At 63.7% G+C, this 21,986-nt stretch carries 24 protein-coding genes; 10 read left to right on the top strand and 14 right to left on the bottom strand.

Annotation, left to right across the window (positions count from 1 at the left end; genetic code table 11):
- Positions 1-196: 196 nt before the first annotated feature.
- The 3 genes from LRQ04_RS03860 to LRQ04_RS03850 all read right to left on the bottom strand — a co-directional run bounded on the left by LRQ04_RS03860 (position 197) and on the right by LRQ04_RS03850 (position 2,382).
- On the bottom strand, positions 197-652 hold the full coding sequence (locus LRQ04_RS03860; RefSeq protein ID WP_235517806.1) for a prevent-host-death protein: 456 nt from the start codon (positions 650-652) through the stop codon (positions 197-199).
- A gap of 49 nt (positions 653-701) precedes the next feature.
- On the bottom strand, positions 702-1,559 hold the full coding sequence (locus LRQ04_RS03855) for a prephenate dehydratase (RefSeq protein ID WP_235517805.1): 858 nt from the start codon (positions 1,557-1,559) through the stop codon (positions 702-704).
- Between the two features lie 97 nt (positions 1,560-1,656).
- Complete coding sequence (locus LRQ04_RS03850) at positions 1,657-2,382, bottom strand: helix-turn-helix transcriptional regulator (RefSeq protein WP_235517804.1); 726 nt, start codon at positions 2,380-2,382, stop codon at positions 1,657-1,659.
- A gap of 66 nt (positions 2,383-2,448) precedes the next feature.
- Here LRQ04_RS03850 and LRQ04_RS03845 point away from each other — a divergent pair, with 66 nt between their 5' ends.
- Entirely contained in the window at positions 2,449-3,084 is a 636-nt protein-coding gene (locus tag LRQ04_RS03845; protein WP_235517803.1) for a flavin reductase family protein, read from the top strand.
- A 57-nt stretch (positions 3,085-3,141) separates the two neighbouring features.
- Here LRQ04_RS03845 and LRQ04_RS03840 read toward each other — a convergent pair whose 3' ends face one another.
- Positions 3,142-4,554 (bottom strand): aldehyde dehydrogenase family protein, encoded by a 1,413-nt coding sequence (locus LRQ04_RS03840; RefSeq protein WP_235518656.1) that lies wholly within the window; start codon positions 4,552-4,554, stop codon positions 3,142-3,144.
- A 161-nt stretch (positions 4,555-4,715) separates the two neighbouring features.
- On the opposite strand from LRQ04_RS03840, the gene LRQ04_RS03835 reads away from it, so the two are divergent.
- A complete protein-coding gene (locus LRQ04_RS03835) occupies positions 4,716-5,360 on the top strand; it encodes a LysE family translocator (protein ID WP_235517802.1) in 645 nt (214 codons plus the stop codon).
- On the opposite strand, the gene LRQ04_RS03830 is transcribed toward LRQ04_RS03835, so the two are convergent.
- Complete coding sequence (locus LRQ04_RS03830; RefSeq protein WP_235517801.1) at positions 5,361-5,951, bottom strand: TetR/AcrR family transcriptional regulator; 591 nt, start codon at positions 5,949-5,951, stop codon at positions 5,361-5,363.
- A 121-nt stretch (positions 5,952-6,072) separates the two neighbouring features.
- Between LRQ04_RS03830 and LRQ04_RS03825 the strand changes: the two genes are divergently transcribed.
- The 3 genes from LRQ04_RS03825 to LRQ04_RS03815 all read left to right on the top strand — a co-directional run bounded on the left by LRQ04_RS03825 (position 6,073) and on the right by LRQ04_RS03815 (position 9,901).
- Positions 6,073-8,046 (top strand): primary-amine oxidase, encoded by a 1,974-nt coding sequence (locus LRQ04_RS03825; RefSeq protein ID WP_235517800.1) that lies wholly within the window; start codon positions 6,073-6,075, stop codon positions 8,044-8,046.
- Between the two features lies 1 nt (position 8,047).
- Entirely contained in the window at positions 8,048-8,482 is a 435-nt protein-coding gene (locus tag LRQ04_RS03820; protein WP_235517799.1) for a hypothetical protein, read from the top strand.
- Between the two features lie 87 nt (positions 8,483-8,569).
- On the top strand, positions 8,570-9,901 hold the full coding sequence (locus tag LRQ04_RS03815; RefSeq protein ID WP_235517798.1) for an APC family permease: 1,332 nt from the start codon (positions 8,570-8,572) through the stop codon (positions 9,899-9,901).
- Here the strand turns inward: LRQ04_RS03815 and LRQ04_RS03810 are convergent.
- Positions 9,879-10,775: a sigma-70 family RNA polymerase sigma factor gene (locus LRQ04_RS03810; protein WP_235517797.1), complete on the bottom strand. Its 897-nt coding sequence runs from the start codon at positions 10,773-10,775 to the stop codon at positions 9,879-9,881. The genes LRQ04_RS03815 and LRQ04_RS03810 overlap by 23 nt on opposite strands.
- 17 nt (positions 10,776-10,792) lie before the next feature.
- Entirely contained in the window at positions 10,793-11,251 is a 459-nt protein-coding gene (locus tag LRQ04_RS03805) for a carboxymuconolactone decarboxylase family protein (RefSeq protein ID WP_235517796.1), read from the bottom strand.
- A gap of 93 nt (positions 11,252-11,344) precedes the next feature.
- On the opposite strand from LRQ04_RS03805, the gene LRQ04_RS03800 reads away from it, so the two are divergent.
- Entirely contained in the window at positions 11,345-12,382 is a 1,038-nt protein-coding gene (locus tag LRQ04_RS03800; RefSeq protein ID WP_235517795.1) for a zinc-dependent alcohol dehydrogenase family protein, read from the top strand.
- An 11-nt stretch (positions 12,383-12,393) separates the two neighbouring features.
- Here LRQ04_RS03800 and LRQ04_RS03795 read toward each other — a convergent pair whose 3' ends face one another.
- Both LRQ04_RS03795 and LRQ04_RS03790 read right to left on the bottom strand, forming a co-directional pair.
- The gene (locus LRQ04_RS03795) at positions 12,394-13,629 is read right to left on the bottom strand and encodes a pyridoxal phosphate-dependent aminotransferase (protein ID WP_235518654.1); all 1,236 of its coding nucleotides are present in this window, start codon (positions 13,627-13,629) and stop codon (positions 12,394-12,396) included.
- Positions 13,630-13,677: 48 nt separating this feature from the next.
- Positions 13,678-14,337: a hypothetical protein gene (locus LRQ04_RS03790; protein WP_235517794.1), complete on the bottom strand. Its 660-nt coding sequence runs from the start codon at positions 14,335-14,337 to the stop codon at positions 13,678-13,680.
- Positions 14,338-14,532: 195 nt separating this feature from the next.
- Here LRQ04_RS03790 and LRQ04_RS03785 point away from each other — a divergent pair, with 195 nt between their 5' ends.
- Positions 14,533-15,141, top strand: coding sequence for a dihydrofolate reductase family protein (locus LRQ04_RS03785; protein ID WP_235517793.1), 609 nt, complete (start codon positions 14,533-14,535; stop codon positions 15,139-15,141).
- 94 nt (positions 15,142-15,235) lie between these two features.
- Here LRQ04_RS03785 and LRQ04_RS03780 read toward each other — a convergent pair whose 3' ends face one another.
- The 5 genes from LRQ04_RS03780 to LRQ04_RS03760 are packed head-to-tail and all read right to left on the bottom strand — an operon-like array spanning position 15,236 to position 19,286.
- Positions 15,236-16,222: a HAMP domain-containing sensor histidine kinase gene (locus LRQ04_RS03780; RefSeq protein ID WP_235517792.1), complete on the bottom strand. Its 987-nt coding sequence runs from the start codon at positions 16,220-16,222 to the stop codon at positions 15,236-15,238.
- Positions 16,215-16,889 carry a response regulator transcription factor gene (locus tag LRQ04_RS03775; RefSeq protein WP_235517791.1) on the bottom strand — a complete coding sequence of 225 codons (675 nt, stop codon included), beginning with the start codon at positions 16,887-16,889 and terminating at the stop codon, positions 16,215-16,217. Before LRQ04_RS03775 ends, LRQ04_RS03780 begins: the two co-directional genes overlap by 8 nt.
- Positions 16,890-16,893: 4 nt before the next feature.
- Positions 16,894-17,577, bottom strand: coding sequence for a DedA family protein (locus tag LRQ04_RS03770; protein WP_235517790.1), 684 nt, complete (start codon positions 17,575-17,577; stop codon positions 16,894-16,896).
- Positions 17,574-18,293, bottom strand: a complete 720-nt coding sequence (locus LRQ04_RS03765) for a phosphatase PAP2 family protein (RefSeq protein WP_235517789.1) — start codon at positions 18,291-18,293, stop codon at positions 17,574-17,576. Before LRQ04_RS03765 ends, LRQ04_RS03770 begins: the two co-directional genes overlap by 4 nt.
- 60 nt (positions 18,294-18,353) lie before the next feature.
- Positions 18,354-19,286 carry an NAD-dependent epimerase/dehydratase family protein gene (locus LRQ04_RS03760; RefSeq protein ID WP_235517788.1) on the bottom strand — a complete coding sequence of 311 codons (933 nt, stop codon included), beginning with the start codon at positions 19,284-19,286 and terminating at the stop codon, positions 18,354-18,356.
- A 136-nt stretch (positions 19,287-19,422) separates the two neighbouring features.
- Here LRQ04_RS03760 and LRQ04_RS03755 point away from each other — a divergent pair, with 136 nt between their 5' ends.
- Genes LRQ04_RS03755 through LRQ04_RS03745 form a run of 3 tightly spaced genes read left to right on the top strand, consistent with a single transcriptional unit; the run spans position 19,423 to position 21,840 of the window.
- Positions 19,423-20,145 carry a TetR/AcrR family transcriptional regulator gene (locus LRQ04_RS03755; RefSeq protein ID WP_235517787.1) on the top strand — a complete coding sequence of 241 codons (723 nt, stop codon included), beginning with the start codon at positions 19,423-19,425 and terminating at the stop codon, positions 20,143-20,145.
- Between the two features lie 23 nt (positions 20,146-20,168).
- The gene (locus tag LRQ04_RS03750) at positions 20,169-20,960 is read left to right on the top strand and encodes an oxygenase MpaB family protein (RefSeq protein ID WP_235517786.1); all 792 of its coding nucleotides are present in this window, start codon (positions 20,169-20,171) and stop codon (positions 20,958-20,960) included.
- Positions 20,953-21,840 carry a DUF817 domain-containing protein gene (locus LRQ04_RS03745; RefSeq protein WP_235517785.1) on the top strand — a complete coding sequence of 296 codons (888 nt, stop codon included), beginning with the start codon at positions 20,953-20,955 and terminating at the stop codon, positions 21,838-21,840. The genes LRQ04_RS03750 and LRQ04_RS03745 overlap by 8 nt, the downstream gene beginning before the upstream one ends.
- The last annotated feature ends 146 nt before the right edge of the window (positions 21,841-21,986 follow it).

Raw genomic sequence — 21,986 nt, 5'->3', positions numbered from 1 at the left:
CTCGCCACGCAGTGGGTAATTGGTTGGAGTGCTGAGTTGAGGTGTCCGCGTGAGAAAGTCCCAAGAGTCAGCCAGCGCATTACGAGTGGTTGCTCGCAGATCTATCCACCCGCGTCTCGCTTGAACAGAGGCGAACCGAAGTTCGTATTCAGTCTTTTTTTATAGGGCGCTCAACCTTTGAATCCTTCGCCATGCCCTAGGGACGCTCTACGGGTTCGGGCTCTTCAAGCCACTCAATGGGTTCCCGGCCCAGACCGGCTGCCATTGCCGTTGCCGACTCACGCCAAGCAGTCAGCTCGGCAATGGCCAGGTGGGGTTGGTTCGTAGCGAACGACGCCCGGGCAGCTGCCAAAATTCCGCTCGCACAGGTTTCCTGGTCGGCTTTGCTTAGAGCCAGCATCCATGGGAAGCGGTCGCTCATGCGGCCGGCCAGCGTCCCCTCGGTGCTGGTTGAGACAGCCACGAGTTGGGCTGCAAGCTCCAGGAGGGAAACTCTAGCTTGATCTGCGCTTTCTGACATCAATACGAGTGCCTCCCCATCTCGGCGGGTGACCCGGACAGGGTGATCCGCCGCGGCCGCGAAGACCTCTGCGGAAGACCTGCTGAGCTCAGAAGACTGGAAAGTTGTCCTTGAGGTGGTGGCGGTGCTCATGCCCTCAATTGTATTCAGAATGTGTTCTGAATGAAAGATGGCTTGCCTTTCAGGCCTTGACCGTGTTCCGTTCGCGGTATCCGTCGGCTGCGTAGACGCCCAGGACCCGGACTTCGGTGGTGAAGAATTCGAGTTCCTCAAGCGCGCGCCGGAGGCGTGCGTCCTCGGGGTGGCCTTCAACGTCGGAAAGGAACATTGTGGCGGCAAACTCATCGCCCACCATGTAACTTTCCAGACGGGTCATGTTCAGGCCGTTGGTCGCGAAGCCGCCGAGTGCCTTATACAGGGCCGACGGGACGTTGCGGACGCGGAAGACGAAGCTGGTGATCGCCGGACCCGGCAGTTCTTCCTTGGTGGGAAGCTCGCGTTCCCGTGCCAGGACAACGAAACGGGTGGTGTTGGTGGGGTCGTCCTCGACGCCGGACGCCAGGACCTCCAGGCCGTACAGTTGGGCGGCAAGCGGCGGCGCCAACGACAGTTTGCGGGGATCGTTCCAGTCCCTGACTTCACGCGCCGAACCTGCCGTGTCGCCGGCGATCACAGGCTTGAGGCCTGCTTCGCGGATGATCCGGCGACATTGTCCCAGTGCGTGGATGTGACTGTGGACCTCCGTGGCGCCTTCAATGGTGCTGCCCGGAATTCCCATGAGGTCAAAGCGGATGGGCAGGAAGTATTCGCCTACGATCTGCAGCTTCGACTGGGGAAGGAGAACGTGGATGTCGGCTACGCGGCCGGCGATGGAGTTCTCGATCGGGATCATGGCAAGGTCAACCGCGCCGGTGGCGACGAGCTCAAACGCGTCCTCAAAGCTGGCACACGGAACGCTTTCGAGTTCGGGGAACATTTCCTTGCACGCGAGGTCCGAGTTGGCTCCGGGCTCGCCTTGGTACGCAATCTTCTGGGACATGGTGCTCATGGTTACACGCGGAACTCCCGGCGGCCCAAACGCGTCCGCCCTGTGACCCGACTATGGGCCGGTGTTGCCGTGATCGGGTGCGGTGCGGTCATCCTTGCAGTCGCCGTTCTCCCCGCGCTGGTTCGAGCCCGAAGTGCCTTTTCATTTCCATCACGCCGAGGTCAGTGATCTTCAGGGCCCGGCTTTGAGGCGTGGGAAGCACCCATCCGCTGGCAAGGGCATGCCTGCAGATCGCCCCGCCCACCAGCCCAGCCGCATGGTACTGGCGCCCGGTCCAGTCCAAGCAAGTTCGTATCAGCGGTCTTGTTCCTTGTCTCTCGATTGAGATTCCGGCCCGCGCCAGATCCTGCTCACCTTTGGGGGTCAGCTGTACCCCGGAGTCGAGATTGATGATGTTCTTGGCGACGAGGGCGTTCATCAAACTGACCCCCAGGTCACCTGCAAGGTGGTCATAGCAGGTGCGGGCCCGCCTTAGGGCTTGGTCACGAGTGATGGAGGTGTACGAGCGGCGATTGCTGGGAACCGGCTCGACGTGGCTGGCCATGGTCTCGATCAGCTCCGCGATCCGGGCATCTTCAAGCCGCACGTAACGGTGCCTGCCTTGGCGTATCTCCGTGAGTATCCCTGCTCCGATGAGCTTGTTGAGGTGCTCGGTGGCTGAAGACTTCGGCACCTGGGCGTAGTTTGCCAGTTCAGAGGCGGTCCATGCGCGCCGGTCCAACAGCGCCAGGCAGAACGTCGCACGAGTCCTGTCAGCAAAGAGTGCAGCGAGGGAAGCAAACCCCTCTCCAGCCGGAAGAACGTCGGTAGCCATGCGTCCATTATTGGCCCTGCATAGTTCGGTCCGTGCCGAACCGTTGGCGCCCTACGCTTCTAAACCATGTCACCGCATATTGAATTGGACCCCAAGATCCTTTACTTCGGCACACCCGTGGTCTTGGTTTGCACTGAGAATTCCGATAGATCCTTTAACCTCGCACCTATCTCCTCCGCGTGGGCGCTTGGTCGCACCATTGTCCTGGGGTTAGGGGAGGACGGGCACACCATCAGCAACCTCCGCTCGCGCCCGGAGCTGACCTTGAACTACCCCGAGCCCCACCTTTGGCCGGCTGTCGAGCGGCTTGCTTCGCTGACAGGAGCGAATCCGGTGCCACCGACTAAACCTGTCCGCACTACCTTCGAAGCCAACAAGTTCGCGGCCGCCCGACTCAACAGCCAAGGCTCGGTTGGTGTTCGTCCGCCGCGGGTACAGGAGTGCGGCATTCAACTTGAAGCCCGTGCGACAGTGATCTCTCCATCAGGCGCAGGAGAATTTGCGGTCGTCGAATGCCAGGTGGAGAAGATCCACGTGCGCGAATCCTTGGTCCTGCCGAATACCCAGCACATCGATCCGACGCAATGGGAACCGTTGATCTACAACTTCAGGCACTATTTCGGGCTCGGCCCGGAACAAGGCTTCTCCTACCGTTCCGAAACCCCGGGAGGGCGCCCGAAAACCCAACTGGGCAGCAGCTAACGCCCTTATGGGAAAGTCTAAAGGGCGTTAGCTGCTACCTGGTTTGGGAAGGAGATGTCAGCCGTTGATGACCTGCGGTACGCCCAGGGCCTTCAGGCCTTCGGCGCCGAACTCCAGGCCATAACCGGACTGCTTGGCGCCGCCAAACGGGACGCGCGGGTCCACGGCGCCGTGCTTGTTGATCCACACGGTTCCGGCTTGGATACGGGCGGCGACTTCGCGGGCCGCACCCAGGTCGGACGACCAGACCGAGGCGCCGAGTCCGACGTCGAGCGCGTTCGCCTTGGCGACTGCCTCGTCAACGGTGCTGTACTTGATGATCGGCAGGGCGGGCCCGAACTGTTCCTCCGCGACCAGCGGGTTGTCGTTGTCGATGTCCGCCACCAACGTCGTCGGGTAGAAATTGCCGGGCTGGTCAGCGTCAGGGTTGCCGCCCACCAGGATGCGGGCGCCCGAGTCGCGGGCGGCTTCAACCAGCCGGGCCACGATGTCGTACTGCTGCCGGTTCTGCAGCGGACCCAGGACGTTGTTCTCATCCAAGCCGTTACCCATGGGCATGGCGGCAGCGACGGCGGCGAGCTCGGAGCAGACGGCCTCGTACTGGGATTCGTGGACGTAGAGTCGCTTCAGCGCGGCGCAGGTCTGGCCGGTGTTGATGAACGCGCCCCAGAAAAGGCCCTCGGCGATTGCCTTCGGGTCGGAGTCAGGGAGGACGATGCCGGCGTCGTTGCCGCCGAGTTCCAAGGTGAGGCGCTTGACGGTGTCGGCCGAGGAACGGATGATCGCCTTGCCCGTGGCGGTGGAACCGGTGAACATGACCTTGCCGATCGCGTCATGCGAGGCCAACGCTTCGCCGACATCACGGCCGCCGGACACAACGCTGAGCAGGCCCTCAGGGAGTTCTTCGTTGATGATGGCAGCCAGCGCCAGCACGGACAACGGTGTGTACTCGGAGGGTTTGACCACTACCGAATTGCCCATGCGCAGTGCCGGGGCGATCTGCCAGACGGTGATCATCATGGGCCAGTTCCACGGTCCAATGGCACCCACGACGCCGATGGGCCGGTAGTGCAGTTCAGCTCGCGTTTCGCCGTCATCCACCACGGTTTCCGGCTCCAGCGGAGTGCCGGCGGTGGCGCGGAGCCATGCGGCGCAGGCGCCGACTTCGAAGCGGGCGTTCGGTCCGTTCAACGGCTTGCCTTGCTCGCGGGAGAGCAGTTGGGCGAGCTCTTCGGCGGACCGTTCGACGGCGTCGGCTGCTTTCAGGAGCGCAGCGGACCTGGCGTCGTGACCCAGGGCAGCCCATGCGGGTTGCGCTGCTGCTGCAGCGTCGATCGCGGTTTGAAGGTCTTCGACGGTGTGAACAGGCGCTTCGCCAACGGCCTGGCCCGTGGCCGGGTCGAAGATGGTGCGGCTGTTCTGGCCGGGGGCTGGTGTGATCGATGCCAGCAGGGCGTCGTAAGTCTCCATTGGTACTCCGCTCGGGTAGTAAGTCTTGGCGGCCAGTGAGGCACGCGGCGATGTTTCCAGTGTGGTGGGCGTCACGGGTATGGGCCTTGTCTATGCACGAACAGCCCTTGACGGGAAGTGAACGCTTTCCCTTACGGCGCCCGTCCCTGATAATCGAGCTTGTGACCCTTGCTTCCCTCGCGGCCTTCGCTGGCCTCTGCCTCGTCTTGTCCGTGACGCCCGGTCCTGACACGTTCCTCGTGTTGCGGATTGCGTTGAACCGCCCCAGCGCGGGGATCGCTGCCGCCGCGGGTTCGGCGGCCGGTGCGATTGTCTGGGCAGCCCTGGTGGGCGTCGGGCTGGCGGCACTCCTGGAGCAATCGGCCGAACTGTTCCGTTGGCTCAAGATCGCAGGCGGCCTTTACTTGCTGTACCTGGGCGTCTCCTCATTCATCAAGTCCCGGAAAGCCGCGAAGGCCGCGACCATGGGCGGGGCAACGAAGAATGCGCCCCTCCCTTACAGCCGGCTTTCCGCTCTGGGTGCCGGAGCGCTGTCAACGCTGCTCAACCCCAAGGTTGGGCTCTTCTACTTAGCCGTGGTCCCGCAGTTCATTCCCCACGGGGGCGACACCATGGGCACTTCCCTGATTTTGGGTGTGGTGGTGGCCGTCATCGCCTTCGCGTACCTCTCGATGATCGCGATGGTCGCTTTCAAGGCCATGCGGTGGCTGAAGCGGCCCAAGGTGAGCACCGCCGTCGAGCGTGTCAGCAGCGGCGTGATCGCGGGCCTGGGCGTTGGCGTGGTGGCGTCGGGGGCAACTAGCTAACTATCCAGCCAGCAGCGCCAGGTAGTTGTCCAACTGCCCGGCAAGGTCCTGCGAAAAGTGTTCGTCGGGGGACAATGCCGCCACGATCTGCGCGCCGAGCATCATGTTGAGCAGGTGGTCGGCGACGGCGGCGTCACCGATGGGGGTGCTGATCTCACCGGCCGCGCGGGCTGCTGCGGCATGCGCCGTGATGGTGGTGTGCCACTGGTTCATGGATGCGCTGTGGAGGGCGGCCATGTCGGCGTCGTTCAGCGCTTTCTGCCAGAACGGGATCACGATGCGGGCTTCGTTGACGCGTTCTTCATCCAGCGGCAATACCTCCGCGCAGAACGCCCGCAGCGCCGCTACTCCGGCCAGCCCTTCAGTCATCGAGGCGATGCGCTGGTTGGTGCGGTTGAAAACGTGCCCGAACGCCGAGGTCAGCAGCATGTCCTTGGTAGGGAAGTAGGGCTTGAGGGCGCCGTTGGCGAAGCCGGCTTCCTCAGCGATCTCGCGCATGGTGGCGCCCTCCATGCCCAGCCTCGCGATGATGCGCCAGGTTGCGTCCACCAGTTCAAGGCGTCGTTGATCGTGGTCCACAATCTTTGGCACTGTTGGGGCTCCCGGAAAAAATATGGTGGACAGGTCTTGTGACCCATCTTACGTTTTGGTTATTCTCTACAACTATAGAAAATAAATCCTGACCGCACGCGGTCCCGGACAAGAGGCAGCCATGACGCCCACAGCAACTGAGACAGCCGCCATTGAGGAAACGCAGTACCGCCTGGCCACAGACGCCGAAATCTCCCAGGTCCAAGGAATCCTGCAGGCCGCCGGACAGCTCGGCCCCGAGAAGCGGATTGCCTACCTGGGGCTCGTGAACCCCTCCCGCGGACAGGCAGACGAAGACCGTCGCTTCCGCATCTTCATCCACGACATCTCCGGTGGCGCACCCACCGACATCCTGGTCTCCGTGACCCGCGGCGAGGTCCTCTCCGCCGTCGAGCTTGACACTAAAGTCTCCGGTGAACTGCCGGTCCTGGAAGAAGAGTTCGAGGTAGTCGAGACGCTCCTGGCTACGGACGAGCGTTGGCTCGCAGCCCTTGCGGCCCGCGACCTGGACGTCGCCAAAGTCCGGGTGGCCCCGCTATCCGCCGGCGTCTTCGAGTACGACGAAGAAAAGGGCCGCCGCATCCTCCGCGGGCTGGCTTTCGTGCAGGACTTTCCCGAGGACAGTGCTTGGGCGCATCCGGTGGATGGACTGGTGGCTTATGTGGACGTGGTCAACAAGGAGGTGACCCAGGTCATCGATCTTGGGGTCATGCCCATTCCGGCCGAGCACGGAAACTACACGGACCCGGAACTGACCGGCCCGCTCCGGGAAACCCAGAAGCCCATCAGCATCACCCAGCCGGAGGGCCCCAGCTTCACGGTCACCGGAGGCAACCATGTGGAGTGGGAAAAATGGAGCGTGGACGTCGGCTTCGACGTGCGCGAAGGAGTTGTCCTCCACAATCTGGCGTTCCAGGACGGAGGCAGGAAGCGGCCCATCATCAACCGCGCCTCGATCGCCGAAATGGTGGTGCCCTACGGCGATCCCTCCCCAATCCGGTCATGGCAGAACTACTTCGACACCGGCGAATACTTGGTGGGCCAGTACGCCAACTCCCTGGAACTCGGCTGCGATTGCCTGGGCGATATCACCTACCTGAGCCCGGTCATCAGCGACGCCTTCGGTAATCCCCGCGAAATCCGCAACGGCATCTGCATGCACGAGGAAGACTGGGGAATCCTCTCCAAGCACTCCGACCTCTGGACCGGCATCAACTACACCCGCCGCAACCGCCGCCTGGTGATCTCCTTCTTCACCACCATCGGCAACTACGATTACGGCTTCTACTGGTACCTCTACCTGGACGGCACCATCGAATTCGAGGCGAAAGCCACCGGCGTCGTGTTCACCAGTGCGTTCCCGGAAGGCGGTTCGGAGAACATTTCCCAGCTCGCGCCAGGACTGGGCGCCCCCTTCCACCAGCACCTCTTCAGCGCGCGTCTGGACATGGCCATCGATGGCTTCACCAACCGGGTGGAGGAAGAAGATGTGGTCCGCCAGGCCATGGGCGAAGGCAATGAACGTGGCAACGCGTTTTCCCGCAAGCGTACGGTCTTGGCCAAAGAGTCCGAGGCCGTCCGGGAAGCCGACGCGCGAGCCGGAAGAACCTGGATCATCTCCAACCCCGAATCCAGGAACCGCCTGGGCGAGCCTGTTGGCTACAAACTCCACGCCGAGAACCAGCCCACCCTCCTGGCAGACCCGGGTTCTTCCATTGCCAAACGCGCTGCATTCGCCACCAAGGACGTGTGGGTCACCCGTTACGCGGACGAGGAACGCTACCCCACGGGAGACTTCGTGAACCAGCACTCCGGCGGCGCCGGGCTGCCCGCGTATGTGGCCCAGGACCGCGACATCGACGGCCAGGACATCGTTCTGTGGCACACCTTCGGCCTCACGCACTTCCCCCGCGTCGAAGACTGGCCGATCATGCCGGTGGACACGGTTGGCTTCAAGCTGCGCCCGGAAGGGTTCTTCGACCGCAGCCCAGTGTTGGACGTTCCAGCCAACGCCTCGGGTTCAAGCTGCCACAGCACCGCAGCTTCAGATGCGGCAGGCGAAGAGCACGGCGAGCCCGCCGGGCACTGCCACTAACGTGGCCTCGGCCATCAGTGGAGGGCGGGTCCGGCCCGTCCTCCACGCACGTGCCTGCGCCGTCCTTACGGCACTCTCCTGCGCGGTGCATCTTGGACTCGCAGCCTCAGGGCACCACGACGCCTGGCTGGGTATCCTCATGGTCGCCCTGGCAGCCGTGTGCATCCCCTGCACAGTCCACATCTGGCGCCACAGTCGCGTTGGTGCACTCCACCAAGTCATCGGCACAGCCCTTGCCATGGTCGCCCTGCACGCCGTGCTGCTGCTCGGAGCGGGCGGTTCCGGACACGCCCATGGCGGCAGGCCGGCGTCGAACGTTGTTGACACGTCCGGCGCAGCGCAACTACTGCTGGTGATCGGACTGGAAATCACGACGGCGTTACTCGCCGCAACGCTGGTGGCCCGCCTCAGGCGGGTCCGGGCGCAGTCCATCTGACCGGAGTACCCGAAAATTCGGCAGGATATTGCTGTTCGCAGGCAGTATCCCTGCTTGTTGGGAGCCTTCCGAATACTGTTCAGTGGAATGGTGAATAAAGCGGTCAACGGTTCGGGTTTGGGTCTCTTCCGTGCAACGGGAATCTATGTTGGGGCCATTCTCGGTTCAGGCGTGCTGGTTCTGCCCGCCATCGCCGCCCAGGCGGCTGGACCGGCGTCGATATTGGCGTGGGGTTTGCTCCTGGTGTTCTGCACGCCCGTGGCATTCAGCTTCGCCGAAATGTCCAGGCAACAGCCCGACGCCGGCGGCATAGCAACGTTCGTCACAAGGGCATTCGGGTCCCGGGCGTCAGTGGTGGCCGGCTACCTGTTCTACTTCGCGATTCCCTTCGGCGCGCCAGCGACCGCGGTGATTGGCGGGGAGTACATCGCCCACGCCATGGGAGGCGGACGGGAGACGGCACTGATTGCCGCGGGGTTGATCCTGGCGGCTGGTTTTCTGAGCAACGCGGTGGGCATCAGGGTCTCCAGCAAACTGCAGCTGCTGCTCATGGTCTTGTTGGTGGCTTTGCTTGCCTTCGCTGTTGCCGTGGCCGCGCCGTATGCCCGGGCCGAGAATTTCGAACCCTTCGCCCCGCACGGCTACTGGGCTGTGGGAGGTGCGGCCAGCTTGTTGTTCTTCTGTTTCGCGGGGTGGGAAGCCGTCACCCACCTGGCCGGCGAGTTCCGCAACCCCGAGCGAGACCTGAAGCGGGCAACCTGGCTGACGCTCGTCGTCGTCGGCGTGGTGTACATCGGGCTCGTGGCTGCGTGCGTAGCTGTCCTGGGGCCCGCGCTCGCGGGCAGCAGCGTCCCGGTCGCCGAGTTGCTGGCGAAAGGGCTCGGCCCCGCGGCAGCACCGGTGACCGCCGTCGCGGCGGCGGTGCTCACGTTCGGTCCGTTGAATACTTTCGTGGCCGGTGCCAGCAAGCTCGGTGCCAGGTTGGCGTCCGACGGCGTGCTGCCGCGGGCTTTGGCGCGCGGTGCCGGGCCGGGGGAGGCCCCGTCGGTGAGTCTCGGCGTCCTGGGCGTGTTGGCGTCGATCTCCTTTGTCCTCGCCGCGACCCGTCTGCTGAGCATGGAGTTCCAAATTGGCGCGGCCTCGGCGTGCTTCACCGCGGTGACCGCCTTTGGCTTGGCTGCCGGAGTGGTTCTCCTCCGCCGTGGAACTCCGGCTTGGTACGGGGTGATCGTGGCGGCGGTGGTGATGCTCGTTGTGCTCGTGTTCAGCGGATGGGCGCTGCTGGTCCCGGCCGGCCTGGGTGCGGTGGCGTTGGCTGCCTGGCGAGTTCGCGGGAAGCCTGCCAATTCGCACGGAAGTTTCCAGACGAACCCGCAGCCTTCCCGCGAACTCGCGGCTAGGAACGGGAGACCCTCGTAAGTTTGTCCGGATTGGACACTTGCCGCAGGCCGCGGATGCTTCCATCCGGGGCGGCGTCCACCTCCATGACGTCGGAGCGGCCGTTATGCCTGAGCACCAAAGCCGTTCCACCGTTGATCTCCACAAGCCAGGCCCGGATCGGCTCCACAGGATCGAAGGCCACAGCCTTGCCGAGGATGCCCGCAAAGAAGCGTGCGATCCTTGAGGCCCCGAACAGCGGGTTCATGGCGCTCTTGACCTTGCCACCGCCGTCGGCCCACAGCACTGCGTCGCGGTGGAGCATCGAGACCACCGTGTTGATCTCACCTTGCTCAATGGCTTGGACGAGTTTTTCCAGGGCGGCCCGGTCCTTGGCCCGGGGTGCGGGTGCGTCAGGGTCAATATCCAGACGGCGTTCGGCCCTTGAAATCAGCTGGCGAACGGCGGCCGGCGTCTTGCCCAGGACGTCCGCGATCTCCGGAGCGGGCATTCCGAAGGCACGGTGCAGGACCAACGCCGCCCGCGCCTCCGGTGCCAGTTGCTCGGCCAGATGCAGCAAGGTCAAGGACAGCAGTTCGCGGTTGGCCACTGCCTCCTCCGGCAATTGGGCGGTGTCCACGGGCTCAGGCAGCCACGGTCCGGTGTAGTCCTCCCGCACCGCCGCGAGCTGACGCACCCGGTCGATGGAACGGCGCACGCACACGGTGGTCAGCCACGCCGGCCAGGAGTCCACGCGGCCGCCGTCGGTTTTCCGTTCCTGCCGCACGGCGTCGATCCCAACCTCGGAGACCACATCCTCGGCATGGCCGAAGTCGCCCAGCATCCGGTAGGCAATCCCCAGCAGGCGGTTCCGTTCGCTTTGCCACGCCACCGTGGCCGAGACTGCAAGAGTCATGCTGCTCACGTTACCGTTCAGACCAGCGGATTCTTCTCGTCCACCGGCGGCTCCATCTGTGTGCTGATGGCAATCCTGTTCCACACATTGATGGTGGAGATCGCCAGGACCAAACCTCCCAGCTGGCTGTCGTCGAAATGGGTTGCCGCAGCGTTCCAGATCTCGTCGGTCACAGTGTCGGGTCCCAACTGGGTCAAGGCGTCGGTGAGGGCAAGGACGGCCTGCTCGCGGGCGTCGAAAAAGACTTTCGAGTGCTGCCAGGCGGCCACAGCATGCAACTTCCGTGACGGGATGCCACGCTTGTGGCCATCGGTCGCGTGCATATCCACGCAGAAACCGCAGCCGTTGAGGATCGAGGCGCGGAGCTTGATCAGCTCATAAAGATCGGGATCCACCGAGGTGCGGGCGTAGCCTTCCAGGCCAATGACGGCAGCGTAGCCGAGCTTGTTGCTGCGGCCGATGTTGATGCGGGTCATGCTGACTTCCCTTCAGAGTTGGTGCGTTACAGCAGTGATGTCGGAAGCAGCAGCGAAAGTGTGACAGTGCTGCCCGATTGTTAGAGTCAGTCCGTGCGAGCAGTGATTTTTGATGAAGTCCGGACCCAGCCCTACGTTCGGGAGGTCGACAAACCGGAGGCACCAGCAGGGGGCGTTGTGGTGAAAGTGCTCGCTACGGGCATGTGCCGCAGCGACTGGCACGCGTGGGCCGGCCACGACGACATCGCCGTGCCCCATGTCCCCGGGCACGAGCTTGCCGGTGTCATCGACGCAGTAGGCGAGGGCGTCCGGAACTGGAAGGCGGGCGACCGCGTCACCGTCCCCTTCGTCTGCGGGTGCGGCACGTGCGAATGGTGCCTGGCAGGCGACGCGCAGGTCTGCCCCGAGCAGCAGCAACCCGGTTTCACCCACTGGGGATCGTTCGCCGAGTACGTGGCACTGCACGCAGCCGACAGCAACCTGGTTGCCATCCCGGGCAATATTGAATTCACGACGGCGGCCAGCCTCGGCTGCCGCTTCGCCACGGCCTACCGTGCGTTGGCAGCCCGGGCGCAGGTCAAGGCCGGTGAATGGGTGACCGTGGTGGGAGCCGGAGGCGTCGGGCTCAGCGCCGTGATGATCGCAAAGGCCATGGGAGCGAAGGTCATTGTGGTGGACCGGAACCCGGCAGCCCTGGCTGTGGCCGACCGGCTGGGCGCTGACCACACGATCCTCGCTGACGGCACCGACATCCCTGCCACCGTAAACGTCCTCTCCGGCGGAGGCAGCCACGTAGCGGTTGACGCTGTCGGAAGTGAACAGACCTGCGCCGACGCGATCCTTAGCCTTCGCAGGCGCGGGCGGCATGTCCAGATTGGTTTGCTGCCGTCCATCGATGGCAACCCGCAAGTGCCCATGGCAAGGGTGATCGGTTGGGAACTGGACCTGTTGGGCAGCCACGGCATGGCCGCTGTGGACTATCCGGGGATGATGACGCTCATCGAGCAAGGCTCGCTTGAGCCGCAACTGCTGATCGAACGCACCATCGGCCTGGAAGAAGCTGCCGTGTTGTTGCCCGGCTTCGATCAGGCCAACCCGGCCGGCATGACCATGGTGGACCCGGCACTCTAGTTACCCTCTGGCTACTGGGCTTCCCGTGCCGGCCGGTTCCGGTATGCCGCGAGGAAGTGCGATATACGGCGCACCGCTTCTTCGATGTCCTCCACTGCCGGCAGGATTACGAAACGGAAGTGGTCCGGCGTTGGCCAGTTGAAGGCAGTGCCGTGCGAAACCAGGATCTTCTGTTCCTGCAGTAGTTGGAGGACGAACTTCTCGTCGCTTTCGATGGGGTAGATCTCAGGGTCCAACCGGGGGAACAGATACATGGCACCAGCGGCGGGCACACAGGAAACACCCGGGATGGCCGTCAACAGTTTCCACGCCAGATCCCGTTGTTCGCGCAAGCGTCCGCCAGGACGAATCAAAGCCTCGATGCTTTGGTACCCGCCAAGGCAGGTCTGGATGGCGTGCTGTGCCGGAACATTGGCGCACAGGCGCAGGGAAGCCAGCAGTTCCAGGGATTCGCGGTACGCAGCAGTGGCAGCAAGCGGCCCGGTCACAGCCACCCAGCCGGCGCGGTAGCCGGGCATGCGGTAGGCCTTGGACAGTCCGCTGAACGTCAGCACGCACACGTCCTCGGCCACTGCCGCGGTGTGGATGTGGGGTGCGTCGACGTAGCGGATCTTCTCGTAGATCTCGTCCGAAAACAGCACCAGGTCATGCTTCCGCGCCAAGGCGGCGAACTGTTCAAGGATGTGCCGCGGGTAGACGGCCCCGGTGGGATTGTTCGGGTTGATGATCACAATGCCCTTGGTGCGCGGGGTGATCTTCGCTTCGACGTCGGCCATGTCCGGCCACCAGTTCTCGTCCTCATCACAGAGGTAGTGGACGGCTTGGCCACCGGTGAACGTCACAGCTGCGGTCCACAGGGGGTAGTCAGGGGCGGGGATGAGGATCTCGTCGCCGTTCTCCATGAACGCCTGGAGGGTCATGGAGATCAGTTCGCTGACGCCATTGCCGATGAAGAGATCCTCGACGCCGATGTTCATGAGCCCGCGGGTCTGGTAGTACTGCGAGATGGCGGTGCGGGCGGAGAAGATCCCTTTGGAGTCGCTGTAACCCTGCGCTCCACGGAGGTGGTGGATCATGTCCACCACAACGGACTCCGGCGCTTCCAGGCCGAACGGTGCGGTGTCCCCGAGGTTCATCTTGAGGATCCTGTGGCCTTCCGCTTCCATGGCCTTGGCGGCTTGGAGGAGGGGACCGCGGAGTTCGTAGCGGACGTTCTGGAGTTTGCTGGAGTGCTGCATCGGACGCATGGTTGATCTTTTCATGGGAGCGGCCCCGGGGAGCAAATGATTCCAGAATCAGGTCCAGCGGATGATCAGGGGAAGGCTCCTGGTGCTCGCCGAAACTTCCCGTTCAGTGCCGTCCACGGCAACAGCGAAGTGCTGGAGTTCATCGGTGGATGTCACCACTTCAAAGTGCCCGGTCGCATCGCTTACAGCAGCTGAGGCGGAGGAGTGGGCATGGATGTAGGCGTCGGGGATCCCTTTGTTATGCACGTCCACCAGCCGCCCCCGGATCCGACGGCCTGCACCTGGCGTTCCCGCGGCAGGCTGGGTGGAAGGACCGGACGGTTCCTCGAAGCGGAGGGATACCGGGATGCGCACCAGGAAACCCAGTCCCTGCTGGATGGCGCCGGAGTACTCGTCGTGCGGGAGTTCACCGTTGGAGACCACGGAGTACTGGCTGTGGAGTTCAACAGCCAGCAGCAATTGCTCCATGTTGTCCAGCTGTTCTGGACCGTGGCATTCCACGGCAACCCGCAGTTCCAGGTCCAGGACCGGGCCCTCGCGGCGTGACCTTCCCACCCTGCTGAGGGTTACGGCCCGTACGGTGACTGGAGCGTCCGGTGGCGGAACGACGGCGGTGGGGGACCCGTCGTCGAACCTTACGTGCTGAGGGGCGACGGCGTCGGAAAGTACCCCCAGGAGGTCGGACAGCGACGAACGCACTTGGCCCACGGCAGAACCCCAGCCGGACAGAGATCCACTACATCAACTGGAACAAGGCTACTCCCGCAAATGCCCCTGATGGAGCCTAATCAAGGCACTTTCTGTACAAAAGCCGGGGAGGTTCCTCGTAGCCCTTGGCGGCCCGTCGGACTAGGATGGCCCGCATCCAAGGGCAGGCTCGGACTTCCACCGAAGGAACACACTATGGGCACACTTTCTGTTGACCTTTTCCTCACCCTCGACGGCGTCTACCAGGCACCGGGCGGACCGGACGAGGACACCTCGGACGGCTTCGAATACGGCGGTTGGCAGGCTGCGTATTCAGACGAAGAGGCCGGCGCCGCGATTACAGCGGGCATCGACCGCATGGACGCGCTCCTCCTGGGTCGCAAAACCTACGACATCTTCGCCCAGTATTGGCCACAGCAAAGCGGTCACATAGCCGACAAGCTCAATGGCCTGCCCAAGTTCGTGGTCTCGAGCACCCTGGCAGATGCCAACTGGGAAGGGACCACGGTTTTGGCCGAGGCAAAGGACGTAGCGGCGGTGAAGGAACGGTTCAACGACATCCACATCATAGGCAGCGGCGTCCTGGCACGCTCGCTCCTTGAAGCGGGCCTCCTGGACAGGCTCAACCTGTACCTCTACCCACTGACGTTCGGATCGGGCAAGCGTTTGTTCCCGGACGGCGCAGGCGTGCCCGCCGCCTTCCGGTTGGCCCAGCCGCCACAGGCATTTCCCAATGGCGCCATCCTGCTCGCCTACGACCGCGCCGGCGATCCCGTTACGGGCATTGACATCGGCCAGATGTAGCCGGCCCACGTCCAACAGAAGCGTTCGACGGCGGGTGCGCACCCGCCGTCGAACGCTTCTGTTTTCTTCTTCTTTGGGTGGGCGCCCGGCATCGTCAGCCGGTTGCCAAGGGCAGCGTAATCCGCATGCAGGTGCCTTCCGGGCCTGTGTATGCGACGTCTGCGGTGCCGCCTGCTGCGAGGGCAATATCGCGGACAAGTGACAGCCCGATCCCGAAGCTACGCTGCTGTTGGCCCGCGCGTGGGGCGGTTGTCCGGGCGAAACGGTCGAAGATCCGGTCGCGATCAATCCCAGTAATTCCGTGGCCCGTATCGGTGACGGTGATGACCGCCTGGTGAGCGGTCACGTCACTGGCAACCGTGATGTGGCCGCCTGCCGGCGTATGGCCAAGGGCGTTCTCGGCCAGACCGAGGATGGCACGGTGAAGTCGCTGTGGCGTGATCATCGCCCGGGGCTGCCCGTTGCTTGAACAGTGCAGGGTGATGCCCCGGTCCGCAGCCAACTGCTGGAGGCTGTCCACCACTTCCTGGGTGACGTCGGAGATGTTCGTTGGCGCTGCGGCCGGTTCCTGGTGGGAGCCCGTGGCGGATTCGAGGAGTTCGTTGACGATTCCGGTCAGGGCAGCTGTGTCGTCCCGGATCCGCGAGAGTTGCCGGCCGGCAGGTGATTCCGGAGCAGTGCTGCGTTGTGCCACCTGGATTCTGGCATCAAGGATGGCCAAAGGCGTCCGCATTTCGTGGCTGGCGTCCTGGATGAAGCGTCGTTGCAGCGTCAGTGCTTCGCCGAGAGGCCGGATGGCGCTGCGTGCACTGAGCCAGCCAACGCCGCCGGCGAGCAGGATGCCTGCTGCCCCGGCGATGATCATGGCTTTGATCAGGTCTTTGGTGTCGAGATAGGCGTAAACGGCCCCGGGTTCGGCGGGTTCCGTGTTGCCGGCCCGGTTCAGCAGGTAGGCGGTTGCCGCAGCCAGGAGGCACAGGACCAGCAGGGCGCAGACTGCGCTGATTCGGACAGCGATCTTCAGGGAAGCCTTGCGAAGGATGGCCTGATCCTGGGCCGCGGCCATGGACTGATCAGTCATGTGCTTCGCCTATCTGGTAACCCACCCCGTGGACGGTACGGATGACCGACCTGGCGACTTTTCGCCTGAGGTGATGGACGTGGGTGTCAATGACACCTGGCAGGTCACCCTGACTGTCAGTGGCGACAATCAGCTCCTCCCTGGTGAACACCCGGTCCGGCTCGGCAGCAAGAACCGACAGCAACTCCGATTCGGTCGCGGTCAAGGGGGCAAGGAATCCGTGAACGGAGCGCATGGACCTGGTGGTGGGGTCCAGTTCCCAGTCGCCGATAACTGTGGTCCGGGGCGCCTGGTGGTAGCTGCGGGTCAAGGCCCTCAGCCGCGCTCCCAATTCCATGGCGTCGAAGGGCTTGGTCATGTAGTCATTCGCGCCGGCGTCGAGCCCCCGGACCTTCTCGTCCACAGCGCCCAGGGCAGTGAGGATGAGGATTGGGGTGGCGATCCCCTTGGAACGGAGCGCGGAGATCAATGCGATGCCGTCCATTCCCGGAAGCCCCCGGTCGATCACCATCGCATCCCAGCCTCCCATCAGTGCCTGCCGCAAACCTTCACGGCCGTCGACGGCGATGTGCACCTGGTAGTCGGGCTCAAGGAGCTCGGCGATCAGGGGTCCCAAGGCAGGATCGTCTTCCACCAGCAGGACGGACAGCTTGGAGTCAGTGATCACGGATCTATTCTTGCGCGGAGGAGGACTCCGATGCGCGGGCACGCCTGTGTTTGAGGTATTCGATGCCCCAGGGCAGCACAGAGACCAACACCATGACCACGGCTATGACGTCGATGTTCTTTGCGATGACCTCGAAATGGCCCAACCAGGAGCCAAGGAGGGTAACGGAGCTTGCCCAAAGGATCGCACCCGTGATGTTCCAGAGGGCAAAGGACTTGTAGTGATACCGGGCGATCCCTGCGCTGAGGGGCGCGAAGGTGCGCACCACCGGTACGAAGCGGGCAAGGATCAGCGCGGGGCCGCCACGACGCCTGAAGAAGTCTTCGGCCTTTGCCAGATGGGACGTTTTCAGGACCCGGGCATCATCGGAGAACCACCGGCGTCCGAAGCGGCGTCCCAACAGGTAACCCACCTGGTCGCCCGCTATGGCGGCCACTGTCACCACCGTAATCAACACAGGAAGTGTCAGGTTCAATTGCTGGTGAAGGAGTCCGGCAGTGAAGAGCAACGAGTCACCTGGCAGGAACGGGAACAGGACCCCCGATTCAATGAAGACCATCAGGGCCACCACTGCGAGGGTTGCCGGACCCAAGCCCTGCAGGAGGCTGGCGGGATCCAGGATGGGGAGGAGCTCGGTATGGTTCAGCGCAGGCGCCAAGGCAAAGGGATCCATAAGGGACTCTTTCATTTGGGGGTGCGTCGGGACATTGCACGGGAATGGATGGCGGTGGTGAGGGCAGGTGCGTAGCGGTTCCAGATTCCGGCCATGATCATCACCGCCGCAATTGATGCAGGGAGTGAGGCAACAACGTCCAGTGGGTAATGGGCTCCGATGTACACGCGGGACCAGGCAACCACAACCGTCACGATCGCTCCCGCGCAGAGGACAGGTTTCGCCCATCGTGTTTCACGGACCAGAAAGAACATCGCCAGCGTGAGTGCGACGGCCAGGCACGTGTGGCCGCTGGGGAAGCTGTTGGATACAGGCTCCGGTACCAAGGGATCGAACAGCAGGGCAGGGTCCGGCCTGATCCTGCCGATAACCGCCTTGAACACTTGGCACGTCAACCACCCGGAGGCCACTGTGAGCGAAAAAAGTGCTGCATCCTGCGGGGAACGTCGGATCAGTGCGAGATAAAGACTGACAGCGATCACGATTATCGCGCCCGCGACCGGGCCGAAAAGCACGTTCAAAACCAAGGCAAGCCCCGTCAGCACGGAAGAGTGGTGACGGCTGAAATCATCATCAACAGCCAGTTCAGCCAGGGTCAGCCCAGGAACTGCCTGTATTGCCCACCCCGCCAACACGACGGCGGCCGCGAGTACCAGCCCCGTGGCCAGCCAGTGTTTCGGTGCGGGCAGAGGCTTGAAGCGCACGGGATGCGGTGTGGACTGCTGAAACATGGAACCCCTCGACAGGACGAATCGTTTCTTCGATTCTGCGCCGTGGGTTTTAAGAACCCGTTAAGAATTGCCCCGGTCAGCCCCACGCCACCACGCCATGGTTGTGGCGGCGGCTTCCGGCAGGGGAGTCGGGTCCAAGCCCAGCATCCGCTGGCTTTCGGAGGAATCCATCACGAATGGGCGCTCAAACTGATACAGCAATTCAGCCAGTTCGCGCATATCGGTTGAGACCAGTCCGGCGGCCCGCAGTACCCAACCTGGGACGGCGCTCACCTTCGGCGTCGTCAGGCCCGCCGCGCGTGCATGCGCAACCGCGATTTCCCGCTGGGTCACGGCCGCGCCGGTGGGGGCATGCAGCACGCTGTTCCAGACTTCGGGCTTCCCCGCGGCAGCGATCATGGCCGCAGCGAGGTCCGGTACGTAGGTGAATGAATGTGGCTGGTTCGCGCTGCCAATGAACTGCAGCCGTTTGCCCGCCAGGATCGGCGTGACCATGCGCTCGCCGGCATGTGCCATCTTCACGCGCGGCCCAAAGAAGTCCCCCGCCACTACGCTCACGGTGTTTGCCGCGTGCTCGCGTCGAGCCTTCAGCAGCGCCGTCCGGATACCGCGCTTCCCGCCGGCGGCTTCGCGGGGACTCGATTCGGTCATGATGCGTTCGGGCTCACTGTATGAGTACAGGCTTTCAGGAAATACGACGACGGCGCCCGCGGCTGCGGCTGCGTCCATCACCACTTGCTCGGCTTGGGGGAGTTCCGCTGCCCAAGCCGCCGCCCTGTAGGCGGAACCGTGGATGCAGTGGAAGACGGCCGTTACACCGGTGATGGCTTCCTTGAGCTGGTCGGGATCGGATGCATCGACGCGCATCTTTTCCACCAGGGGATGGTCCGGGCCGCTGCCCGAGCGGGTCAAAACGCGTACGGGGTGCCCCAGACCTGCGAGTTGCTCCGCGATGGTGTAGCCAACGGGCCCTGCTCCTGTGACGACGTACATGGTGGCCTTCTTTCTTCCAGTGGGTTTCAAAACAAGAGCAGTGCTCTCTGAATTCAGAATGACGACACTTTGATCCAAAGTCAAGAGCACTGCTCTTGTTTGTTGACGCCGCTCTCCTTTGTGGCAAGCTGGGGGCATGACGTCAGCTGCCACCAAGGCCAAGCCCCCAACTCCCAGAGAGCGCGCCCGCGCCCAAACCATTGCGGACATCATCCGGCTCGGCCGTGAGCACTTGGCCCTCCACGGGGCTGCGGCACTGTCCCTGCGCGCGGTGGCCAGAGATCTAGGAGTCGTGTCCTCAGCCGTCTATCGCTACGTCGAGAACCGCGACGAGCTCCTCACGCTGCTGCTCATCGACGCGTACAACGAGCTCGGCGACCATGTAGACGCCGCCGTGGAGGCTGTTCCTGCTACCGATTTCGCCGGGCAGTTCCGGGCGCTTGGCAACGCTGTCCGATCGTGGGCACTTCGTGAACCGGCAAGCTACGCGTTGCTTTTCGGTAGCCCCGTCCCCGGCTACCAGGCGCCGGGCGAGCGCACCACCGTCCCTGGAACCCGGGTCATCGTCCGCCTCGTGGGCATCTTTGATGCCGCCTACCGCGCCGGCGCCATGAACGCCGAGGTGAGTTCCGCCGTCGTCGTTCCTCCGGCCCTGGCCAAAGACCTGGCGGCCATCCGCGAGGACCTGAACCTCGCAGCTCCCGATCCTTCCCTGGCGCGGGGCGTGCTGGTCTGGACGTCTGTGTTCGGGGCCGTTAGTTTCGAGGTCTTTGGGCAGTATGGTGCCGATACCTTTGCTGCCCGGGATGAGCTTTTTGAACACCAACTGAGCGTCCTCCAGGGTGTCGTGGGGCTCTAGGCCGCGAACGGTAAAGTATTCAGATGGTTCGTGGACTGGCTGACATCGGGGCGGAGGGCGTGCTCCTCGCCGGAGCGGGCCGCGCAATTCTCCTGCAGATCGCCGACCCCAGGGTTGGCCATGGCGTGGCTGAGCACAGCAACTTCGCCGAGCGCCCCATGGACCGCCTCCGTGCCACCATGACCTACGTGTACGCGGTGGTGTACGGCTCGGAAGACCAACTGAAGGCCGTCCGACGTTCCGTTAATCGTGCCCATGCCCCTGTTCGGCGCGGACCCGACTCCACCTCCAGCGGGTACAGCGCCTTCGACGCGGAGTCCCAACTCTGGGTGGTCGCCACTCTTTACGACACCGCAGTCACCGTTTACGAGCAGGTCCACGGACCGCTCGACGACGGCGATGCCGACCGGATCTACCGCGAGTATGCGCGGATCGGGACAGCCCTGCAGCTCCCGGCGGACAGTTGGCCGGCCGACCGGGCCGCCTTTGCCGCCTACTGGGACTCCCGTGTGCGGGGACTTCAACCGGACGACAAAGCGGTCAGGGTCGCGCGGGACCTCCTCTACCCGGCGGGCGGCCCACAACTCCTGCGCCTGGCGATGCCCCTGGCCCGCTTCCTCACGGCCGGCCTGCTGCCTGATCATGTGCGTGCCGGTTTCGGATTCGAGTGGGGGCCGGCCCGGGCCCGGCGTTTCGAACGGACCATGCGGATGGTTGGCCGTCTCTACCCTCGGCTGCCCCAGCGGATCCGGCATTGGCCGCGCGACTACTACCTGGGCCAACTCGGAGCCGCTCCGAAGGGCGGCAATGCGTAACTCCACACCTGTTGAACAGGCTATCGACAACCTCGCCCACCGGTATCTGGACGGCAGGAAGGGCAGCCGCCTGCAGTCCGGGCTTACAGAGTTCGTGGTGTTCGGGCTGAAGCAGGCCTGGGCTTGCGTGTTCGGCGCCGCGCTGCTCGCGGTGATCATCGCTGTCCGTCTTTGGTACCCCGACAACGCCGCTCTCGCCCGGAATGACTTCCTCACCCTTGCCGCCGTCGTCATCCAGGTCCTGATGATCACGTTCAGGCTCGAAACGCTCCGGGAGCTGCGGGTCATTCTGCTTTTCCATGTGGTGGGGACGGTCATGGAGCTGTTCAAGACCGATGTGGGCTCGTGGGCCTATGAGGCCGAGGGCGTCCTTCGGATCGGTGCGGTCCCGTTGTTCAGCGGCTTCATGTATGCGGCCGTCGGTTCCTACATGGTGCGCGTTTTCCGCTTGTTCGACCTTCGCTTCGACAGGTATCCCCGCCGGTGGATCACGGCTCTGGTTGCTGGGGCGATCTACGTGAACTTCTTCTCGCACCACTACATCGTTGACCTGCGCTGGGTGCTGCTGGCCGCCGTCGTTCTTATCTACGGACGGTGCGTGATGCACTTCCGGGTGTTCCGGCGTCGCTTCCGCATGCCCATCCTGGTGTCCTTCCTGCTGGTGGCGCTGTTCATCTGGTTCGCCGAGAACATCGGCACGTGGTCCCGTGCATGGCTGTATCCGAACCAGCTGAACGGCTGGCAGGCCGTCTCGATCGACAAGCTCCTGGCGTGGTTCCTGCTGATGATCATCTCGGTGGTGCTGGTGGCGTGGGTGTACAAACCCGAGCCGCTTGCCGCTGCCGCTACCCAAGCGGCTGACGCCACCCAAACGGTTTGACGCCACCCACATTCAGTCGTGACACCCAAATATGGGCGTCGCCACTCCGGCTGAGTGGCACAGTGGATTTTGCGCGTCGTGAGGCTTTGCTGGCAGTTCACCGAGGGCGAAACAGCCCTTCTGGCGCGGGATTCCGGGGATTTTTT

This window comes from Paenarthrobacter sp. AR 02 (genome assembly GCF_021538675.1).
Taxonomy (GTDB): domain Bacteria; phylum Actinomycetota; class Actinomycetes; order Actinomycetales; family Micrococcaceae; genus Arthrobacter.
The sequence above is the reverse complement of the archived record's forward strand: the minus strand, read 5'-3'. Positions and strand labels throughout refer to the sequence as shown.